Origin of the sequence: Rhodococcus sp. IEGM 1302 (assembly GCF_030056935.1) — a bacterium.
GTDB classification, from domain to species: domain Bacteria; phylum Actinomycetota; class Actinomycetes; order Mycobacteriales; family Mycobacteriaceae; genus Rhodococcus_F; species Rhodococcus_F qingshengii.
The window spans coordinates 775,845-794,577 of record NZ_JASHKY010000001.1; the positions used below are offsets into that span (position 1 = coordinate 775,845).

At 63.5% G+C, this 18,733-nt stretch carries 20 protein-coding genes; 11 read left to right on the forward strand and 9 right to left on the reverse strand.

Annotated elements, in window-relative coordinates; translation table 11 throughout:
• The first annotated feature begins 15 nt into the window (after positions 1 to 15).
• Positions 16 to 735 (forward strand): dienelactone hydrolase family protein, encoded by a 720-nt coding sequence (locus QM609_RS03710; RefSeq protein ID WP_050654570.1) that lies wholly within the window; start codon positions 16 to 18, stop codon positions 733 to 735.
• Here the strand turns inward: QM609_RS03710 and QM609_RS03715 are convergent, their stop codons facing one another.
• On the reverse strand, positions 736 to 1,461 hold the full coding sequence (locus tag QM609_RS03715) for an SDR family NAD(P)-dependent oxidoreductase (RefSeq protein ID WP_050654571.1): 726 nt from the start codon (positions 1,459 to 1,461) through the stop codon (positions 736 to 738).
• 72 nt (positions 1,462 to 1,533) lie between these two features.
• Between QM609_RS03715 and QM609_RS03720 the strand changes: the two genes are divergently transcribed.
• Positions 1,534 to 2,073: a MarR family winged helix-turn-helix transcriptional regulator gene (locus tag QM609_RS03720; protein WP_225320148.1), complete on the forward strand. Its 540-nt coding sequence runs from the start codon at positions 1,534 to 1,536 to the stop codon at positions 2,071 to 2,073.
• Here QM609_RS03720 and QM609_RS03725 read toward each other — a convergent pair whose 3' ends face one another.
• From QM609_RS03725 to pcaH, 6 genes are read right to left on the reverse strand one after another with little or no spacing between them, the layout of a single operon-like run.
• The gene (locus QM609_RS03725) at positions 2,074 to 3,285 is read right to left on the reverse strand and encodes an acetyl-CoA C-acetyltransferase (RefSeq protein WP_050654572.1); all 1,212 of its coding nucleotides are present in this window, start codon (positions 3,283 to 3,285) and stop codon (positions 2,074 to 2,076) included.
• 24 nt (positions 3,286 to 3,309) lie between these two features.
• Positions 3,310 to 4,134: an IclR family transcriptional regulator domain-containing protein gene (locus QM609_RS03730; protein ID WP_007730008.1), complete on the reverse strand. Its 825-nt coding sequence runs from the start codon at positions 4,132 to 4,134 to the stop codon at positions 3,310 to 3,312.
• On the reverse strand, positions 4,131 to 5,312 hold the full coding sequence (gene pcaDC, locus QM609_RS03735; protein ID WP_050654573.1) for a bifunctional 3-oxoadipate enol-lactonase/4-carboxymuconolactone decarboxylase PcaDC: 1,182 nt from the start codon (positions 5,310 to 5,312) through the stop codon (positions 4,131 to 4,133). Before pcaDC ends, QM609_RS03730 begins: the two co-directional genes overlap by 4 nt.
• A complete protein-coding gene (gene pcaB / locus QM609_RS03740; RefSeq protein ID WP_050654574.1) occupies positions 5,309 to 6,637 on the reverse strand; it encodes a 3-carboxy-cis,cis-muconate cycloisomerase in 1,329 nt (442 codons plus the stop codon). Before pcaB ends, pcaDC begins: the two co-directional genes overlap by 4 nt.
• An 11-nt stretch (positions 6,638 to 6,648) precedes the next feature.
• Entirely contained in the window at positions 6,649 to 7,290 is a 642-nt protein-coding gene (gene pcaG / locus QM609_RS03745; protein WP_042446987.1) for a protocatechuate 3,4-dioxygenase subunit alpha, read from the reverse strand.
• The gene (gene pcaH / locus QM609_RS03750; protein WP_007730015.1) at positions 7,283 to 8,002 is read right to left on the reverse strand and encodes a protocatechuate 3,4-dioxygenase subunit beta; all 720 of its coding nucleotides are present in this window, start codon (positions 8,000 to 8,002) and stop codon (positions 7,283 to 7,285) included. The genes pcaG and pcaH overlap by 8 nt, the downstream gene beginning before the upstream one ends.
• Before the next feature lie 171 nt (positions 8,003 to 8,173).
• On the opposite strand from pcaH, the gene QM609_RS03755 reads away from it, so the two are divergent.
• On the forward strand, positions 8,174 to 8,920 hold the full coding sequence (locus QM609_RS03755; RefSeq protein ID WP_030536554.1) for a CoA transferase subunit A: 747 nt from the start codon (positions 8,174 to 8,176) through the stop codon (positions 8,918 to 8,920).
• On the forward strand, positions 8,917 to 9,564 hold the full coding sequence (locus QM609_RS03760) for a CoA transferase subunit B (protein ID WP_003940102.1): 648 nt from the start codon (positions 8,917 to 8,919) through the stop codon (positions 9,562 to 9,564). The genes QM609_RS03755 and QM609_RS03760 overlap by 4 nt, the downstream gene beginning before the upstream one ends.
• A 63-nt stretch (positions 9,565 to 9,627) precedes the next feature.
• On the opposite strand, the gene QM609_RS03765 is transcribed toward QM609_RS03760, so the two are convergent.
• Complete coding sequence (locus QM609_RS03765; RefSeq protein ID WP_050654575.1) at positions 9,628 to 10,506, reverse strand: AraC family transcriptional regulator; 879 nt, start codon at positions 10,504 to 10,506, stop codon at positions 9,628 to 9,630.
• A gap of 154 nt (positions 10,507 to 10,660) precedes the next feature.
• On the opposite strand from QM609_RS03765, the gene QM609_RS03770 reads away from it, so the two are divergent.
• From QM609_RS03770 to QM609_RS03785, 4 genes are all read left to right on the forward strand, one after another.
• Positions 10,661 to 11,233, forward strand: a complete 573-nt coding sequence (locus tag QM609_RS03770; RefSeq protein ID WP_003940498.1) for a peroxidase-related enzyme — start codon at positions 10,661 to 10,663, stop codon at positions 11,231 to 11,233.
• Positions 11,234 to 11,366: 133 nt separating this feature from the next.
• On the forward strand, positions 11,367 to 13,064 hold the full coding sequence (locus QM609_RS03775) for a hypothetical protein (RefSeq protein WP_050654576.1): 1,698 nt from the start codon (positions 11,367 to 11,369) through the stop codon (positions 13,062 to 13,064).
• Positions 13,036 to 13,653 (forward strand): sortase domain-containing protein, encoded by a 618-nt coding sequence (locus QM609_RS03780; protein ID WP_050654577.1) that lies wholly within the window; start codon positions 13,036 to 13,038, stop codon positions 13,651 to 13,653. Before QM609_RS03775 ends, QM609_RS03780 begins: the two co-directional genes overlap by 29 nt.
• Before the next feature lie 26 nt (positions 13,654 to 13,679).
• On the forward strand, positions 13,680 to 14,762 hold the full coding sequence (locus tag QM609_RS03785) for a M20/M25/M40 family metallo-hydrolase (RefSeq protein WP_050654578.1): 1,083 nt from the start codon (positions 13,680 to 13,682) through the stop codon (positions 14,760 to 14,762).
• Here QM609_RS03785 and QM609_RS03790 read toward each other — a convergent pair.
• Positions 14,723 to 15,748 (reverse strand): LacI family DNA-binding transcriptional regulator, encoded by a 1,026-nt coding sequence (locus QM609_RS03790; protein WP_042446970.1) that lies wholly within the window; start codon positions 15,746 to 15,748, stop codon positions 14,723 to 14,725. The genes QM609_RS03785 and QM609_RS03790 overlap by 40 nt on opposite strands.
• Before the next feature lie 234 nt (positions 15,749 to 15,982).
• On the opposite strand from QM609_RS03790, the gene QM609_RS03795 reads away from it, so the two are divergent.
• From QM609_RS03795 to QM609_RS03805, 3 genes are read left to right on the forward strand one after another with little or no spacing between them, the layout of a single operon-like run.
• Positions 15,983 to 16,825, forward strand: a complete 843-nt coding sequence (locus QM609_RS03795) for a BtpA/SgcQ family protein (RefSeq protein ID WP_050654579.1) — start codon at positions 15,983 to 15,985, stop codon at positions 16,823 to 16,825.
• A 2-nt stretch (positions 16,826 to 16,827) separates the two neighbouring features.
• Complete coding sequence (locus QM609_RS03800) at positions 16,828 to 17,727, forward strand: PfkB family carbohydrate kinase (RefSeq protein ID WP_050654580.1); 900 nt, start codon at positions 16,828 to 16,830, stop codon at positions 17,725 to 17,727.
• The gene (locus QM609_RS03805) at positions 17,724 to 18,731 is read left to right on the forward strand and encodes a substrate-binding domain-containing protein (protein WP_019745494.1); all 1,008 of its coding nucleotides are present in this window, start codon (positions 17,724 to 17,726) and stop codon (positions 18,729 to 18,731) included. The genes QM609_RS03800 and QM609_RS03805 overlap by 4 nt, the downstream gene beginning before the upstream one ends.
• Positions 18,732 to 18,733: the final 2 nt, after the last annotated feature.

An 18,733-nucleotide genomic window follows, 5' to 3' on the forward strand; every position in this document is an offset into this window, starting at 1 on the left:
GCCTAGCATCGAAACATGGTGGACATAGATCTGACGGGCCGCGCCGCAGTAGTCGGCGGATCACAACCGCTGCGAGCGATACTCGAAACCCCCACTACCCCCGGCCCGTGGCCGGGGGTAGTGATGATTCACGAGGCCTTCGGGCTCGAGGAGGTGATGCAGCGGCAAGCCAAGCGGCTGGCCGCTGCGGGGTTTTTGACGCTTGCTGTCGACCTCTACAGCGCGGGCGGGGCGAAGCGGTGCCTCGTGCCCACCATGACGTCGATGCTTCGAGGACACGGCAAGGCGTTCACCGACATCGAAGTCGCTCGCAGTTGGCTGGTGGAATCCCGGGACTGCACCGGAAAGATCGGTGTCATCGGATTCTGCATGGGCGGCGGCTTCGCGATGGTCAGCGCCGGAGATTTCGACGCTGCCTCGGTCAATTACGGTCAGCTTCCACGCAAACTCGATGAGGCCGTGGTGGATGCGTGCCCAATCGTCGGGAGTTTCGGAGGCAAGGACTTCTCGCTCCGGGGTGCTGCAGCGAAGCTGGAGACGGCGCTCAGCAATGCCGGTATCGAGAACGACGTCAAGGAGTACCCCACCGCCGGCCACGCGTTCCTCAACGACGCGGAGGCCGGACCCAAGGTGCTTCGTCCTTTGGAGCGCATTCTCGGAATCGGTCCCGATCCTGTTGCAGCGCAGGATGCCTGGAAGCGAATCGATTCGTTCTTCGAGCGCCACCTGGCATGATCAGCGACTGGTTCTCTCACCGCCGTTGACTGCCAATACCTGACCGGTGATCTGCCGGGCACCCGGTGAGGCCAAGAAATGGACGGCAGACGCGATGTCGTCCGGGGTTCCGGCGCGCTTGGTGCTGGTGGATTCGATCAGCATCGCGCGACGCTCGTCCGTCAGAAAGTCCCGGAAGAACTCGGTGTCGGCGATGTAACCGGGGGAGACGATGTTCGCGGTGATGCCTTCTGGGCCCAGTTCGGCGGCCAGATCGACATTCCACGTCGCAACTGCTGCTTTGGCAGCGCCGTACGCTCCAGCTCCCTTGTCGGCGGCAATCGATCCGATGGTGATGACGGCACCGCCACTGGGGATTCGATCTCGAACTGCTGCTGTGGTCAACACTGCCGAGATCAGATTGGAGTCCAGATTGGCCCGCCACCCGGCGGCCAGGGATTCCAGATCTGACGGCGCTTCACGATCGAAGTCCGTGTTACCGCCGGCGCAGTGCGCCACGACGTCGATGGTTCCCGGAAGCGAATCCTGCAGCCGCTTCAGGTCTTTCGGGTCGGAGTTGTCACAGGTCAAGGCGTGAACATTATCGCCCAACTCCTCCGCGGTCTTTTCGAGTGGTTCCGTGCGTCGGCCGGTGACAAAAACGGTGTCTCCGTCCCGGGTGAACGCCGCTGCAACTGCGCGCCCGATCCCTGTTCCGCCGCCGGTTACCAGAACTGTGCGTGTCATGCCTACCTCCGTGAGCTACGTTTAGACCTATACGAAGAACGTATCATTTAGAGCTAAACGAGGTGTGCAGTGGTGGGCGACTACAACCCGGACGACGCGGTGGACGCGGTTGCCTTGGCGTGGCTTCGCGAAAGGCCGGGCACGCCCGTAGAGGGTATCGGCATCGTCACCAGGCTGTGGATGTGCGCCAAGCTGCTCGGTGAGGATCGCCGACGGGTACTCGCCTCGGCCGGTGCGGACACCGCGACTCTGGACCTGCTCAGTGTCCTGCGGCGATCCGGCGAGCCGTATCAGTTGACGACTCGCCAGATCACCGAGCAGACCGGAGTCACGGCCGGTGCAATCTCGCAGCGACTCGCGCGCGCGGAGAACGCGGGTCTGGTGGAGAGGTCTTCCGCCGCGGAAGGGTCACGAATAGTGCTCGTGACCCTCACTGCCGCCGGTCACGAACTGGTGGAGCAATTGGTGGACCGAGTCCTCGGCCGTGAAGCCGAACTGACGTCGATTCTCACCGAGCAGCAGCAGGCCGAACTCACCGACCTGCTGCGTGTCTTTCTCGACGGCCTACGCGGCGAACTCGGTGACTCCGGCGTCGCGCACGTCGGGGCTTGATCAGGACAGGCGCTCGAAGACCGCAGCCAGGCCCTGCCCGCCGCCGATGCACATCGTCTCGAGGCCGTAACGCGCTTCGCGACGGTCCATCTCGCGCAACAGGGTGGCCAGGATTCGTCCACCCGTAGCTCCGACCGGATGTCCGAGGGAGATGCCGGAGCCGTTGGGGTTGATGCGTGGGTCGTCGGCCTCGAGATTCCAACTCTGCAGGACTGCAAGTGCTTGTGCCGCAAAGGCTTCGTTGAGTTCGATGACGTCCATGTCCGCCAGGGACAGCCCGAGGCGGCCGAGTGCCTTCTCCGACGCCGGTACGGGGCCGATGCCCATGGTGCGCGGCGGAACGCCCGCAACGCTCCAACTCGCGAGGCGTGCGAGCGGTCGCAGTCCGAGGGTACGAGCTTTGTCGGCGGTGGTGACGATCGCCAGTGCTGCGCCGTCGTTCTGACCGCTGGCATTACCTGCAGTCACGGTGGAGTCGGGGTCGATCTTTGCGCGCATGGGACGAAGGCGCGCAAGCGATTCCATCGAGGTGTCGGCGCGTGGATGCTCGTCGGTGTCGACGAGCAGGGCCCCGCCCTTGCGCTGCGGAATGGATACCGGAACGATTTCTTCGGCGAAGACGCCGTTCTTCTGTGCGGCGACTGCACGCTGATGGGACTGAACCGCGAGTGCATCTTGATCCTCGCGGCTGATGGAGAACTCGGCGCGCAGGTTCTCTGCCGTTTCGATCATTCCGCCGGGAACCGGGAAGTCACGTCCGCCGGCTGTGACGCGGGCGCGCGCGAGACGATCGCTGAGCGCAACTCCTTCACCCTTGACGCCCCAACGCATTCCGGTTGCGTAGAACTCGGCCTGGCTCATCGACTCGGCACCGCCCGCGAGGACCAGGTCACTGCCACCGGACTGAACCTGCATGACGGCCTGGATGACTGCCTGTAATCCCGACCCGCACCGGCGATCCACCTGCATGCCGGGAACATCGATGCCCAGACCCGCGTTGAGCGCCGCGATGCGTCCGATCGCCGGAGCCTCACCGTTCGGCGAAGCCTGGCCGAGAATGACGTCGTCGATCTCCGCGCCGGAAATGCCGGTACGCGTGACGAGTTCGGTGATCAGCGTCGAGGCGAGATCTTCCGGGGCTACGTCACGGAAGACACCGCCGAAGCGGCCGACAGGGGTACGGAGCGGTTCACAGATGACAACGTCAGGCATTGGTTCTTCCTTGGGTCTGCTCGGTCAGCGGGTGGCAGCCGAGTGATTGTTGGACGACTGAGTACGTCCGAGATCGACGGAGATGGCGTCCGCGGTGGCGACTGCGGCCGGAACCAGTTCACCGCGAACAGCTTCGGCGCTGTAGCGGGCGGCTTGGGTGGAGATGTTGACGGCCGCGACCACGTCACCGGTCGCGTCCCGGATGGGTGCGGCGAGCGAGCGCAGACCCTCTTCGAGTTCCTGATCGACAATCGCGAACCCGTCGGCGCGAATCTTCTCGAGTTCGGCACGCAGTCCGTCGGCGGTGGAGATGGTCTTGCCGGTCAGGCGGGCGAAGGACACTCGGGCGAGGTAGGCGTCCAGTGCGTCGTCCGGCAAGCCTGCGAGCAGAACTCGACCCATGGATGTGGCGTACGCGGGAAAGCGCGTGCCGATGGTGATGGACACCGTCATGATGCGGCTGACCGGAACACGAGCCACGTACACGACGTCGTCACCGTCGAGGATCGACACGGACGTGGATTCACGGACCTTGGCGGACAAAGCTTCCAGATGCGGCCCGGCAATCTCGGGGAGAGACAGACTGGACAGGTAGCTGTAGCCGAGTTCGAGGACGCGAGGCGTCAACCAGAACACCGAACCGTCAGTACGTACGTATTCGAGTTCGACGAGCGTGAGTAGGAAGCGGCGAGCAGTCGCACGCGTGAGATCGGTGTGCCGGGCAACCTCGCTGAGGGTGCGACGCGGGTGCTCACCGTCGAAAGCCTTGATGACGGAAAGCCCACGGGCCAGCGACTGCACGTAGTCCGGGGACGGTCCCGGCGCCTGCTCGCTGCTGTTCTCACTCATGTTGTCTCGTTCTCCTCAGGTTCGGCCGAGAGGTCCGCGAGTGCTTGCTTTCCCAGCGCAAAAGCCAAGTTGCTGTTCGGCACACCCGCATAGACCGCGGTATGGAGAAATACTTCCACGAGTTCGTCGGGATCGATCCCGGCACGCAGCGCAGCGCGAATGTGCATGTCGAGTTCGTGTTCGTTGCCGACGGCAGTGAGGATCGCGAGAGTGAGGAGCCTGCGGGTGTGGTGATCGAGGCCGGGGCGCGACCAGATGTCACCCCACGCCGTGCGAGTGATGAAGTCCTGGAAAGGGGCGGTGAACTCGGTGGCACCGGCAATGGAACGGTCGACGTGGGCGTCGCCGAGCACCTGGCGTCGTACGGTCATGCCGGCCGACACGGCGGCGCTACGTTGGGCGAGCGTAGATGTGTGCGAGGCAATATGCGTTGCAAGTAGTTTGGTGACGCGCCCGGCTTGTTCGACGTTGGCCAGGTGTGCGCCGGGATCAACGACGTGCAGTACCGCGTCGGCGATACCGTCGGCGATCGCGCTCAACGTCGCCGGAGGCGTCGCCGGATCCTGCTCGCCAGCGATGAGAAGCGTCGGAGCGACGATGCGGGCCAGGTCGGCGCGGCCGTCCCATACCGAAAGCGCCTCGCAGCAGGCGGCATAGCCCTCGTCGGGTGTGGCTTCGACCATTGCGACGTGGCGGGCAACTAGTTCCGGATCGTTGTCGGCCAGACCCGGCGTGAACCAGCGTCCGACCACGGCGGCCGCGATGGATGCAATACCGTCCGCTCGGACAGCCTGGGCGCGATCGATCCACGGCTGAGCCGGGGCGAACTGCGCGGACGTGCACATCAAGGTCAACGTCTCGACGCGAGTGGGGTGATGTGCGGCGATCCACTGGCTGACAGCGCCGCCGAGGGAGAGCCCGACGAGATGTACGGACTCGAGTTCGAGCGAATCGAGGAGAGCGATGACATCGCCGGCGAGATCGGCAATGGAGTAGGGGCCCGCAGGCACCGGTGACTTGCCGTGGCCGCGATGGTCGACGGCGATGACGCGGTAGCGATTCGACAGCGCGTGAATCTGCGGCTGCCACATGGACAGATCGGATCCGAGTGAACCCAGGAGAACCACTGCCGGGGCATCGAGATTGCCGGTCTGTTGAAAGTTGAGCGCGACGCTCATCGAGATCCTCCTGTGGGGCGTTCGGCGAGGGCGCGGTCGACCAGATCGGTGGCGTGGCCCAGATAGTGTGCGGGGTCGAGTAGTTCGGCGATCTCGGTTTCGCTCAGGTGCTCTGCGATGGCGGGATCACGATCCAATCTGGTTCCGGAAGTGGCTGCCGCGGTGACGATGTCGCGCGCTCGATCAGTGTGTGCGGACAGGGCCTTGGTGACACGCTCGGCGAGAATCAGGCCACCGGTGATGTCGAGATTGCGAGCCATCGACTCGGTGTGTACTTGCAGGCCGGTGAGGCTCACGGAAAGCTGGTGCGCCGCTCCGCCTGCCAGACGCAGGAGATCGGTGACGGTTTCCCACTCGGCGTGCCAGGGGCCTGCGGCGCGAGCGAATTCGTGATCCATGTTCGACAGGGCTGTGGCCACCAGTGCGGGAGCACGTCGCGCTGCCGCGCGGGCGGTGATCGCGGCAACCGGATTCTGCTTGTGCGGCATGGCCGATGAGCCGCCCGGAGCGCTCTCGGCAACCTCGGACAGTTCGGTGGACGCCATGACGGTGATGTCGGTGGCGGGCTTGGAAACGGCGCCGGCGACGATACCGAGTGTGGTCGCGAGTTCTGCGATGGTCACGCGGTCGGTGTGCCAGGGAGTGACCTGCCTGGCCAGGCCGAGTTCGTCGGCCAGCGCGTCGGCGATCCTGAGCCCGTCGGGATACAACGCAGCGAGTGTTCCTGCGGCTCCGCCGAATTGAACCGGCAACGTGGACAGCACGATCTCGAGGCGGATCGCGGCGGCGTCGAGTGCGGTGAACCAACTCGATGCCAGTAGCCCGAAGGTGGTCGGAAGTGCTTGCTGGCCCAGAGTTCTCGCGACCATCGGAGTGGAGCGATGGAGGCGGGCGAGGTGGGCGGCGGAATCGGCGGCGCGGGTCAGGTCGGCCAGAACCACCGCGCCCGCGCGTCGCGTCAACAGCATCAGCGCACAGTCCATGATGTCCTGACTGGTGGCGCCCGGGTGCACCACGGAGGCAGGCACACCTTCCTGTCCGACCCTTTCGCGCAGCATCTTCACCAGCGGAATGACGGGATTTCCGCCGGCGGCCGACGCGCGGCCGAGCGCCACGATGTCCAGACCGCCCGGTTGTGAGAGTTCGGCCGCGGCAGCAGCCACCGCGGCGCAATGTTCCCCGTCCGCCAACCCGACTGTGGCCATCGCACAACTCAGTGCGGCCTCCACGTCGAGCAACGCGGTGACCCACGCCTGGTCGGACAGGTGCTCCGATACGCGGGTGGCCCCGAACACCGGGTCGAACAGTGCGCCGCGAGTGGGCATGTGTACTCCTCTTACAGCTCGAAGAAGGGCGTCTCGACGCCGTTCGCGTCCTCGTCCTGAACATAGACCGTCCAGGAGTACCCACCGTCGACCTTGGTTGCAACCAGCTTCGCGCGTTCGGTTTCGCTCAGTGAGGACAGCACCGGATCTGTTGCGTGTGCGTCGGCGTCTTCGGGGAAGTACAAGCGGGTGACCAGGCGGTCGAGCATGCCGCGAGCGAAGACCGACACGTTCACGTGTGGGGCCTCGTCCGCATCCGTTTCAGTGGGCTGCGCACCGGGCTTGACAGTGTGGACCAATGCAGTGCCCGTGGGATCCGCTGCGCTGCGGGCGAATCCGCGAAAACCAGCCGGAGTGAGCTCCACTGCGCCACGGGGATCGTCCGGATGGTTGAAGCGTCCGAGCGTATCGGCCTGCCATGTTTCGATCATCGCGTCGGCGACGGGTGTACGGGCGCCGTCGATCACCGTGATGGCCAGCGTGATTCGTCCGGGGGCATCGGCGGGAGCGGCGTCGGGGCCGTCCGTCCAGGGGAGGCCGATGTGCCAGTACGGCCCGACGGTCTGAGAGGGCGTGACACCGAAGGGGGCGGTGGTGAAGTCGCCGGGGACGACCGGATAAGTGGGTGCGGGCTTCGCGGTGTGATCAGTCATCGTGGTCTTCCTCGTTCTCGAATACGGAGGCGTTACGGCCGCGCAGGACGATGTCGAAGCGGAACCCGAGAGCCCAGTTGGGGACTGTGGCGTCGTAGTCGAAGACGCTGACCATGCGGTGACGTGCTGCTTCGGGTACCGCGTTGTAGATCGGGTCCTGGAAGAACATCGGATCGTCGGGGAAGTACATCTGCGTCACGAGGCGCTGCGTGAATGCCGTGCCGAACAGCGAGAAATGGATGTGGGCCGGTCGCCAGGCGTTGTCGTGGTTCATCCACGGGTAGGCGCCCGGCTTGATCGTGGTGAAGCTGTAGTGGCCGTTCGCGTCGGTGACGCAGCGACCCAGGCCGTTGAAGAACGGATCCAGCGGCGCGGGCCAGTTGTCGCCGGTGTGGCGGTAGCGTCCACCGGCGTTGGCCTGCCATACCTCGAGCAGTGTGTGGGGGACGGGTTTTCCGTCGCCGTCGAGTACGCGGCCGTGAACGACGATGCGCTGTCCCTGTGCTTCGCCGCCGTTGGCAATGGTCAGGTCGTTTTCGCCGGCGCCGACGCGATCCTCGCCGAATACCGGCCCGGTGAGCTCCGTGAGTCGCTGGGGGAGCAGCTTCAGCGGCTGCTTCGGGTGGCGAAGGGAAGTCGTCTTGTAGTCCGCGAAATCGGCCGGGGCGTTGACGCCAGTCGGCCGCTGGTACCTCGGCGGTAGATGCAGCATAGGGAACCTCGTCGTTCGGTTACGTGAAGCTGTTCGCAATGTGTACATGTGTTGCGCTCTGCGAACAGAATAGTTCGTAGATGTGACCCAGGCAATGCCGGGGGCGAAAAATGTTCGTTATGCGGACGGAGGTTCACAATACGTACGGGTCGCGCTACTGTGATCGACATGATGGACAAAGTCATTCCCACTGCTGCCGAGGCCGTCGCCGACGTGCCGGACGGCGTCACGATCGCTGTCGGAGGTTTCGGGCTCGTCGGAGTGCCGGAAATCCTCATCGATGCGCTCCTCGAGCAGGGCGCGACATCACTCGAAACGGTGAGCAACAACTGCGGCACCGACGGGTTCGGGCTCGGAGTGCTTCTGGAGAAGGGGCGTATCCGTCGTACTGTCAGCTCGTACGTCGGCTCCAACAAGGAGTTCGCGCGTCAGTACCTTTCCGGTGAGCTGGAAGTCGAACTCACGCCGCAGGGCACGCTCGCCGAGCGCATGCGCGCCGGGGGAGCGGGCATCCCCGCGTTCTTCACCCCGGCCGGCGTCGGCACCCAGGTCGCCGACGGCGGCCTGCCACTGCGTTACGACGGCAGCGGCGGCATCGCAGTTGCCAGTCCGCCCAAGGAAACTCGTGACTTCGACGGCGTCACCTACGTGATGGAGCGCGGCATCGTCGCCGACTATGCACTGGTCCATGCCTGGAAAGGTGACCGGCACGGCAACCTCGTCTACCGCGCGAGTACCCAGAACTTCAATCCGGCTGCAGCAACGTCGGGGCGCATCACCATTGCGCAGGTCGAGCACCTCGTAGAGCCGGGTGAGCTCGACCCCGCCGAGATCCACACGCCGGGCATTCACGTTCAGCGTGTTGTCCACGTCGGCCCCGTGACGGTCGGCATCGAGAATCGGACGGTACGAGCATGACTTCTGTACTACCCACCAAACTCACCCGCGAAGAGATGGCGGCCCGCGTCGCGCGCGAACTCGAGGACGGGCAGTACGTGAACCTCGGCATCGGTATGCCGACGCTGGTTCCGAACTACCTCCCGACCGACATCACCGTTGTATTGCACTCGGAGAACGGCGTTCTGGGCGTGGGGCCGTACCCGACCGAGGACGAACTCGATCCCGAGCTGATCAATGCGGGCAAGGAGACCATCACCGTTCTCCCCGGTGCGTCGTTCTTCGACTCCTCAGCGTCGTTCGGCATGATCCGCGGCGGCCAGGTCGACGTTGCCGTGCTCGGTGCCATGCAGGTCAGTGCCACCGGAGACCTCGCGAACTGGATGATCCCCGGCCACATGGTCAAAGGCATGGGCGGCGCGATGGACCTGGTCCACGGCGCAAAGCGCGTCATCGTGATGATGGAGCACGTCTCGAAGAAGGGTGAGCACAAGATCGTCGAGAAGTGCTCGCTTCCGCTGACCGGTAAGGGCTGCGTCCAGCGAATCATCACCGACATGGCCGTGATCGACGTGACTGACGACGGTCTCCGCCTGGTGGAGACGGCGCCGGGCATCAGCGTCGAGGACGTGGTTGCTGCTACCGGAGCGAAACTGATTCTTTGACAGTCTGTTTCATCTGATGGCTCAGCCGCCGGGTCGTGACTTCCATCCGACCTGGCGGCTGTTTTACGCCCCGACGTCGCTCAGCTCGCTCTCGACCGGAATCCAGAGCTCGAACCGTGCGACGGTGAAATCGTCGTTGTATTCGGTGCGCATGATCTCGGGACCAGGTACGGAGCGAAAAGGGTTGGCAGGGAACCATTCCGTGTAGATATCTCGCCACAAATACTGCACAGATTCGATTTCCGACCCGTCGGCGGTGAAGACGGCCCATGTGTGTGCGTCGACCGTCAGCACATCGAAACCCGTGGGTGAAGGTTTGCCGGTGACCACTCCCAGGTAGTAATCCAGTTCTGTGCCTTCGGTTCTGGGATGCGCCAAATTGTCGACGACACTGACGATTCCCGCCGGGTCCTGATCGGAGAGCTCGCGCAACCCTCGCAACGCAACCTTGTCCACGGAGCAGGTGAAATCTTCGATCGCAGAATTGGGACCTTCGTGAACCAATGGAACCCGGGTCTTGAACCCGACTACCGTCAGGGCAGGTTTGTCCACAAGCATGTAGTCCATCGGTGTGGCTCCTTCCAGTGTCACGTGAATGACAAGTTTCTGTTGGGATTTGAGAACGGCGGGAGCGCGTGTGACCGCGCCGGGGCTCACGCCGTGAAATGCGGTGAACGCTCGTGTGAAGGCCTCCGCGGACGAGTAGCCGTACTTCACGGCGGTCTCCAACACTCCTGATCTGCTGACGGACAACTCGGCACCAGCCAGGGTGAGTCGACGTCGACGGATGTATTCGGATACGGGAATGCCGGCCAGGGCCGAGAACATCCTCCGAAAGTGATACTCCGAGGTGGTTGCCAGCCTTGCCATCTCGGCTGTCTCGATCTCGCCGCTCAGATTGCTTTCGATGTAGTCGAGTGCGCGGTTCAGTCCGTCGATCATCGTGTCTTCCTGTTCACGGGTTTCACGCTACGCAGATCACTTGGGCCGTACCCGACTAACCGTGCCCGAAAAAGTAGGGCAGGAAATGCATCTGGACAACTCAGTTAATCATCATTATCTTGAATCGAACATCGATGGTTGACCAGGAGGCACAGTGAGCACCCGTTTTCCGCAGGCTGAATTGACCGAGGTGCCCGAGGACATCGCCGCCAAGATTCTCGAGATCCAGGAGAAGTCGGGGTTCGTGCCCAACGTCTTCCTGATGTTCGCTCGGCGCCCAGCCGAGTTCCGGGCATTCTTCGCATACCACGACGCGATCATGCTCAAGGAAGATTCCGCACTCACCAAGGGTGATCGAGAAATGATCGTCACCACGATCTCTGCGGCCAACAAATGTACGTACTGCGTTGTCGCGCACGGCGCAATTCTGCGTATCTACGAGAAGAAGCCGTTGGTTGCCGACCAGGTTGCGGTCAACTATCGCACCGCAGAGATCTCCGATCGTCAGCGCGCGATGCTCGACTTCGCCACCAAGGTGAACTCCGCCTCACACGAAATCGCCGACGCCGACTTCGACGCCCTCCGTGTGCACGGCTTCGGCGACGAGGACGCGTGGGACATCGCCGCGATCACTGCATTCTTCGGGCTCAGCAATCGCATGGCGAGTTTCTCCGGCATGCTGCCCAATCCGGAGTTCTACCTGATGGGGCGCGTTCCGCGGTCCTGATTCCTGCGGTTAGCGCAGCAGCTCTCAATTTTTCGGACCGACCGGTCGTAACGTCTGGAAGTCAGCCGACGAAGTAAAGGCTGTCCACGCCGGAATTGCCGTCTTCGTAAAGAAGGCCGAAAGGTTGAGCGCTATGTCGGAGAAGTCCATCGCCCATTCTCGGAGGGTCCGCTCTGCGGCCGCCGGTGCCGTACTAGCTCTCGGATTGGCGGTGGGCGGCACGGGAATTGCATCGGCAGAGCCGGAAACCGTGTGTACCCCGAGCGCTGATCCGGTGGTGACCTGCGCCGAGGAAGAGGCAGCTGCCACCACCGACGCCGACGCGGCGACGAGCACCGAGACCACGCCGGAGAAGGTTGAAGCCGGGGTCGCGGGCACGGGCAGTGCCGAAACCGCTGGTACGGACGCTGCAGCACTGGCGGAAGCCGAAGCAAAAGCCAAGGCAGCTGCCGACGCGGCAGCGAAGGCCGCCGAAGCAGCCGCGACGGCAGGGGTCGACTCGTCCGCAGCGACAGACACTTCGGTGAAGGCGACCGAGGCAATGACCCAGGCGAGCGTCGAGGCAACCAAGGCGGCGGTCGAATCGACCAAGGCCAAGGCGGAGGCCGGGGCCGCGGAACAGTCTGCCAAGGAAGCCGAAGAGGCAGCCAAGGTTGCGGAGTCCGCGGCGGCCGATGCGAGAGAGGTAGCAAAAACAGCTCAGGCAGAAGCCGACGCGGCCGCAGCCAAGGCTGCTGAACTCGAGGAGGCTGCGAAGGCCGCCGGTTCGGGGCCCAAGACCGAAGAGGCAGCAAGGGCGCGCGCCGAGGCTAATGCTCTGCAGGCCAAGGCCGATGAGGCGAAGGCTGCCGCGGATGCAAACGCCAAACTGGTAGCGGACAAGAACAAGGAAGCCGAGGAAGCCTTCAAGAACTGGGATTTCGCGAAGGCAGCCGTCGCTAAGGCTCAGGCGTTGGCCGCAGCTTGGAATGCCAAGCAGCTCGCGATCACCGTCAAGGAAACTCAGAAGGTGGCCACCGCCGCTGAAACCAAGGCCAAGGCAGCCGAGTCCGCAGCCGCCACCGAGGTAGAAGCTGCCACCGCCGCCCGTAAGGCTGCTGATGAAGCGGCAGCTACCGCAGCTTCCGCACAGAAGGACGCTGCCGCTGCACAGAAGGCCGCGGAGACGGCGCAGGCCGAGGCCGATGCTGCAGGGGAGGCGGCCACCGACAAGCGAGCAATCGCCGACGAAAAGGCTGCCGAAGCCGCCAAGAAGGCCGAAGCTGCCGAAGTAGCGAGTAAGAAGGCGCAGGATCTCTACCTGGCCGCCGAAGACGCGAAGGCGGCGGCCGACGCCGCAGCAGCAAAGGCCAAGGAAGCTCAGGCCGCTGCAGCCGCCGCAAAGGCCGAAGCGGATGCAGCGCAGAAGATCGTCGACGAGCTCAAGGCAAAGGGCGAGAAGGAGATCGACAACGGAACAGGCGTCGGCGGTGAGGTGATCATCGGTGAGCACACCGACGACGGCTCCGGAGTCACGAAGGTCGACGAGACCACCGCTGTAGTGAACAAGACCGGCGTCAAGCTGGTCGGCTACTACAACAACAAGGGAGCCTTCGACGTCGTCGACTACTACGTCACCGACGCCGACGGCGATCCGGCACTCGCTGGAAGCCTGCCCCCGGTCGATCTTGCTCTCGGCGACACCGCAAGCAGCAGCACCAGCGGTAGCAGCAACTCCAACCTGCCGGCTGTATTGATCGGCGTCGGAGTCGTCGGCGCTGCCGCCGCAGCAGCTACGACGGTGGTTGTTCGTCGCAAGCGTCATGACGGCCCGGGCAACACGTCTGCGTAGCGTCGGCCTCTCGGCGGTAGCGATCCTCGCCCTCCTCGCATCCGGATGTTCGGGCGAGAACGCAGGATCGCTACCAGACCGCTCGCCGGTGCAGTCGCATATCGCGGCTGCACCGGCTTCGGTGACCGTCGATCCGGCAGAACCCGAGCGGATCGAGTTGAGGTCTGCGTCCGGGGTTACGTACCTGAGCAGTCCGTTGCACTCGGAGAAACTGATGCGCGGCGGCGAGAGTGGGCAGCAACTGAATCCCGTCGACGAACTGCCGGTGTGGTGGGGTGAAAGCGGAATGCCGGGAACGTCGACCACACAAACAGTTGTCGTGGTCGGCCACAACTACACCACTCGCGAAGCACCGTTCCGGGCGCTCCGGGTAGTGGAGCCGGGCGATCGAATTCTCCTGGGTACACCGAACGGCACACTCGAGTACGACGTCGAAACAGTCGGGCCGCTGCACAAAGGTTCGCTGCTGGGCGCTCACGAGTTGCGCGAATCGGTTCCGGGACGGCTGATCCTCGCCAATTGTGATGTCGTCGAAGGAGAGTCGACCGACGACAATTACGTCGTCATCGCCCAGCTGGCAGCGCACTGAATCCGTGGCAGTGCAAGAATAGGTACATGGATTCCCTCGGACTTCTCTCGGAACTGGTAGCTCTCGACACGGTCTCGGGGGAGGCCGCTCCTCAACGGCGGGCGATGGATTCGATTGTCTCGTTGGTTCTCTCCCGTGCGCCACAGGCGAAGGTGGAGTCAGACCTGACCGGCAATCATCCCTGGGCCTTGATCACCAACGAAGCTGCACCCTCGGCCGCGAGACTACTGTTCGCCTGCCACGTGGACACGGTGCCGGTGGGCACTGTCTCCGACTGGGAGTTCGATCCCTATGCCGCACAGGTCGACGGCGAATTATTCCTCGGCAGAGGGACATCGGACATGAAAGCCGGTCTTGTTGCCGCTACTGCCGCGGTAGTCGAAGCCTTCGAACGTGGAGTCCCGGTCGCGCTGTTGCTGACTAGCGACGAGGAAATCGGATCGCTCGGGGCTGTTCGTTCGGCCGACGCCGTTGCGAATCTCGAGGTCGGGGCCGTCATCGTTCCCGAGGCAACGGGCAACCTAATCAACCTGGGGCACCGCGGCGCACTGTGGCTCGAAGTGTCCGTCAAAGGAAAAGCCGCGCACGGGAGTACGCCGCAGCGAGGAACCAACGCCGTCCTCAAACTGCTTGACGTCGTCGACCGAGCCCGGCGTGAGCTTCCGCTGTCGTCCGACGCGTTTCTGGGTGCCGAAACCTGGAACCTCGGCTTGGTCGGCGGGGGTTCGGCTCCGAACATCGTGCCGGACAGTGCACGTGCGGTGATCGATCACCGCACGGTGGGAGACGGCGCCGACCTGCTCGCGTGGTGGCGAGCCCAGCCAGAAGTCGACTCGGTGGAGACGTCGATTCATCTGGGAGGTGTGCGTACCGACGCGTCGGACCCGTGGTTGGCGACCCTGCCTATCCCTGTTGCAACCGAACCGGTTTCGTACTTCACCGACGCTTCGGTACTGGCCGCCGCCGCCCCTGGTGCTCCCGTCGTGATCTGGGGCCCTGGCACTCCCTCGCTGATGCATGCGGCCAACGAAAGCGTCAAGGTTTCCGAACTGGACGATGCGATCGCTGCTTACGGTGCGGTTGCCGCCGCTTGGCCGACGGTGGACTGACGGACAATCAGTTCAGGAGCAAGCGCGATGTGGGCTGTCGACTCGGAAGAGTTGTTCATCGCCTGATCCAGAAGTCGCACAGCTTCTTCCGCGATTCTTTCCTGCGGCTGCCCGACGGTGGTCAACGGCGGGTTGCACAATTCGGAGAACGGGATGTTGTCGAAACCGGTGACCAGAACGTCGCCGGGAACGTCGATGCCCAATGCGTGACAGGTCTGCAACACGCCGAGTGCGATCAAGTCGTCGGCGCAGACCAGGGCGTCGGGGCGAGTTTTGCCGGTCAGGATGATGTTGGATGCCGTGCGCCCCCACTCGATCGAGTACTCGCCGAGTTGTGTCCACTCGTCACGAGTTTCGATGCCCATTCGATCCGCGTGGCGGAAGAAGCCGGCCCGGCGAAGTTCTGTTGACGAATTGGTCAGCTCGGAACTGATGAAGGCGGCTGATTGCGCGCCACGCTCCGACAGATGCTCCATCACCAGGGATTGAGCGGCGTCGTCGTCGACGCCGACCCAGTCCGTCTGGGTATCCATTGCAAACCGGTCCAGTTGAACGACCGGAAGCGTTGCCGCGCTGGCTCGGACGGCCTCGGCACTCAGTTCGCCGTGGCACGGGCTGATGATGATTCCGTCCACTTGCCGGGAGACGAGCGACTTGAGTCGCTGCGCTTCCACGTCGGGATCGGAACGAGAATCGCACAGGAACAGTTGTAGTCCGCGCCGAGCGAGGACGTGTTCGACGTTGACCACCAGCGAAGTGAAGAAGGGGTTCGCGATACTCGGAACCACCATTCCGACAGTGTCCGTCCGATTACGACGCAGTGAGCTGGCGATGATGTTTCCCGAGTATCCGAGAGAATCCGCGGCTCGTTTGATCGTCGCTGCAAGCTCGTCCGAGACAGGGCGGGAGCCGGACAGTGCCCGCGACACGGTGGCCGTCGAGACCCCGGCCAGTTCCGCGACATCGCGAATGGTCGCCTTGCGCATGCGTCCCCCGTTTTCTGCTCGATTCGGGTCCGAGGTTATCGAACCGCACGGTCCAGTGTCCCGCATGTAACGCGATTGAGGCAATCGTTTACAAATTCGAATTGTGAAATCCTTGACACAACCCGGTGTTGATCGCATAACCTGCTAATTCATCAAGGCAATCGATTACATCGTGTGCAGATCTTGTGCATGGACATACAGCGCAAATCTTGCGCATGGAATGGGGTAGCTGAAGTGACCGCATCACCGCTCGGAGTCTTTCCGCCCAAGCCCTCGGCGCTGGCAGATATGTTCACCGGCACGCCATCTCTCATCGGGGCCATTCACCTCCCGGCCCTGCCGGGCAGCCCGCACTACACCGGGCAGCCGGTTTCGGAAATTGCTCGCTTCGCCGTCGAGGAAGCACACGCGTATGTCGACAACGGTTTCGACGGTGTGATCGTCGAAAATCACTGGGACATACCGTTCCTCAAGCCCGGCGAACACGGATACGAAACCGCCGCCAGCATGGGAGTCATCACGGCAGCGGTGGTCGGCGAGTTCGGCAAGGCGGTCGGCGTCAGCATCCTGTCCAACGCCGGCGAGTGCGGAGTGGCCGCAGCGTGGGCGGCAGGCGCGAGTTTTGTGCGCGTCAATCAGTGGGCCAATGCCTACATTGCCAATGAGGGCTTCATCGAGGGTCAGGCCGCCAAGACGACGCGCTTCCGCCATCGCATCGGCGCCGACCCGGTCCGGATCTTCGCTGACGTGCACGTCAAACACGGTGCGCATGCCATTGTCGCGGACCGCACTGTCGCGGAACAGACCGAAGACGCCGAGTTCTTCGACGCAGATGTTCTGATCGCGACGGGTTCGCGCACCGGTGACGCCGCTTCGGTCGACGAGGTTTCCGTGATCCGAGACAACACCGTTCTTCCGGTGATCATCGGATCCGGCATCACGGCTGCCAATGTCGCAGCGCTGATGAAGGAATGCGACGGCGCCATAGTTGCATCCTCGGTGAAGGACAATGGACGCTGGTGGGGACGGGTCGCAGGCGAGAAGGTCCGCGAACTGTCCCGGGCCGCAGGAAAGTAACCATGATTGTATTTTGTGGATACGCCAACAACGATGTGACGGTACATGTCCCACACGTACCGGTACTCGGTGAGCGCGTTCAGGCAACGGCCATCAGTCAGATCGACGGTGGAATGAATGCAAATGCTGCGGTATCCGCGGCCAGAATGGGCGCGCAAGTGATCTTTGCCGGTGCCGTGGGCCCGGACGCGCGGTCCACCGAGTTTCTCGAAGCCCTCGAGGCAGATGGCGTCGACACCAGTTGGTCGCCGCGAGATGCGTTCCTGTCGACGGCAGTTGTTCTCATCGCGCAGGACGGCGATCGCTCCATCATCAGCCAGGACGACCCGAACGATGCCGAACGCATCGGAGTTGTCGTCACCCGATTGGCGGCTGCCGGCGGTGGACGACTGTTCCTCGACGGATACCGTGCGGTCTTCCTCCCGGATGAATTACCGGGAAGCGTAAGTCTGGTAATCGATCTGGACGGTTGTGAAAACAAAGCCGCGGCACTGCGCGCGTTCGCTCTGGCCGACCACGTCGTCGTAGGGCGTGCCCTGTGGGAAGGCGAGTTCGGGATCGGTTTCGACCAGTGGCAGACTCTGGCCGCCGAGCACCACACCCACCTGCTGGTGACCGACGGCTCGCGAGGTTGGACACTGGCCACACCGGACGGCGAGGTGACGAGCGAACCGGCAGTCGCGGTCGACGTCGTCGATGCAGTCGGGGCCGGTGATTGCTTCGGCGGTACGTACATCGCTTTTGTCGACGCCGGGCGCTCACCGGTGGACGCCGCACGACTCGCCGGGGCATCGGCTGCATTGGCTTGCGCCACCGCAGGCCCCCGCGGATGCCCAACCCGAGATGAATTGGACAGCTTCACAGCAACATTGACCCCTCATACCCTTTTGGAGACTCGATGATGAAACGTGCATTGCCTCTGGCGCTGGGAGCTGCAGTCGCGCTCACGCTCACCGCTTGTGACTCGGCTTCGTCGAGTGACTCGAAGGACGCATCGGGGGGCTCGTCCATCCCGCAGCCGACCCGGGTCGCCGAAAGCTGTGACGGGACGAACGGCAAGCTCAAGGTCGGTCTGGTGACCATCAACCTCCAGGCGCTGTACTTCAACCAGATCAACAATGCCGCGAAGAACGTCGCGGACAAGGCAGGCGTCGACCTGCAGATCATCAGCGGCAACGACGATTCCGTCGCGCAGGCCAACGCCTTCGACAATCTGATCGCCGCCGGAGTCGACGCGATCATCGTCGATGCAATCGACACGGACGGAATCAAGCCGTCGGTGGTCAAGGCCAAGAACGCGGGCATCCCCGTCGTCGCGGTCGACGCGACCATCGACGATCCGGCACTGTCGACTCAGGTCGGTACGGCCAACGCCGAGGGCGGTGCCAAGATCGGAAACACCTTGGCCGACGTCGCGAACAACACCGGAACGGTCGGTATCGTCGGCGCGCTCAACAGCACTGTCCAGTTGGAGCGGCAGAAGGGCTTCACGGAGACCGTGACCGGCCGCGGAATGACCGTCGGCACCGTCGTGGACGGACGTAACATTCAGGAGAACGCACAGACCGCAGCGGAGAACCTGCTGACCGGCGGTGGCGACATGAAGTACGTCTACGCAACCGGTGAGCCGGCACTGATCGGTCTCGTCGCGGCGGTCAACAGTCAGAAGGCGCAGGATCGCATCGAAGCAGTCGGTTGGGATCTTTCGGATCAGGCGGTAGGCGGACTCAAAGCCGGTTGGCTTAAAGGCGTGGTCCAGCAGAACACCTTCGAATTCGGCCATGAGGCAATGAATTCGGCAATCGACCTGGCTTGCGGACGCGGCGCTCCGGCAAACATCCCGGTTCCCACCCAGATCGTGACCCCGGAGAACGTGGCCGACTACATGTACTACTTGGAGAAGTAATC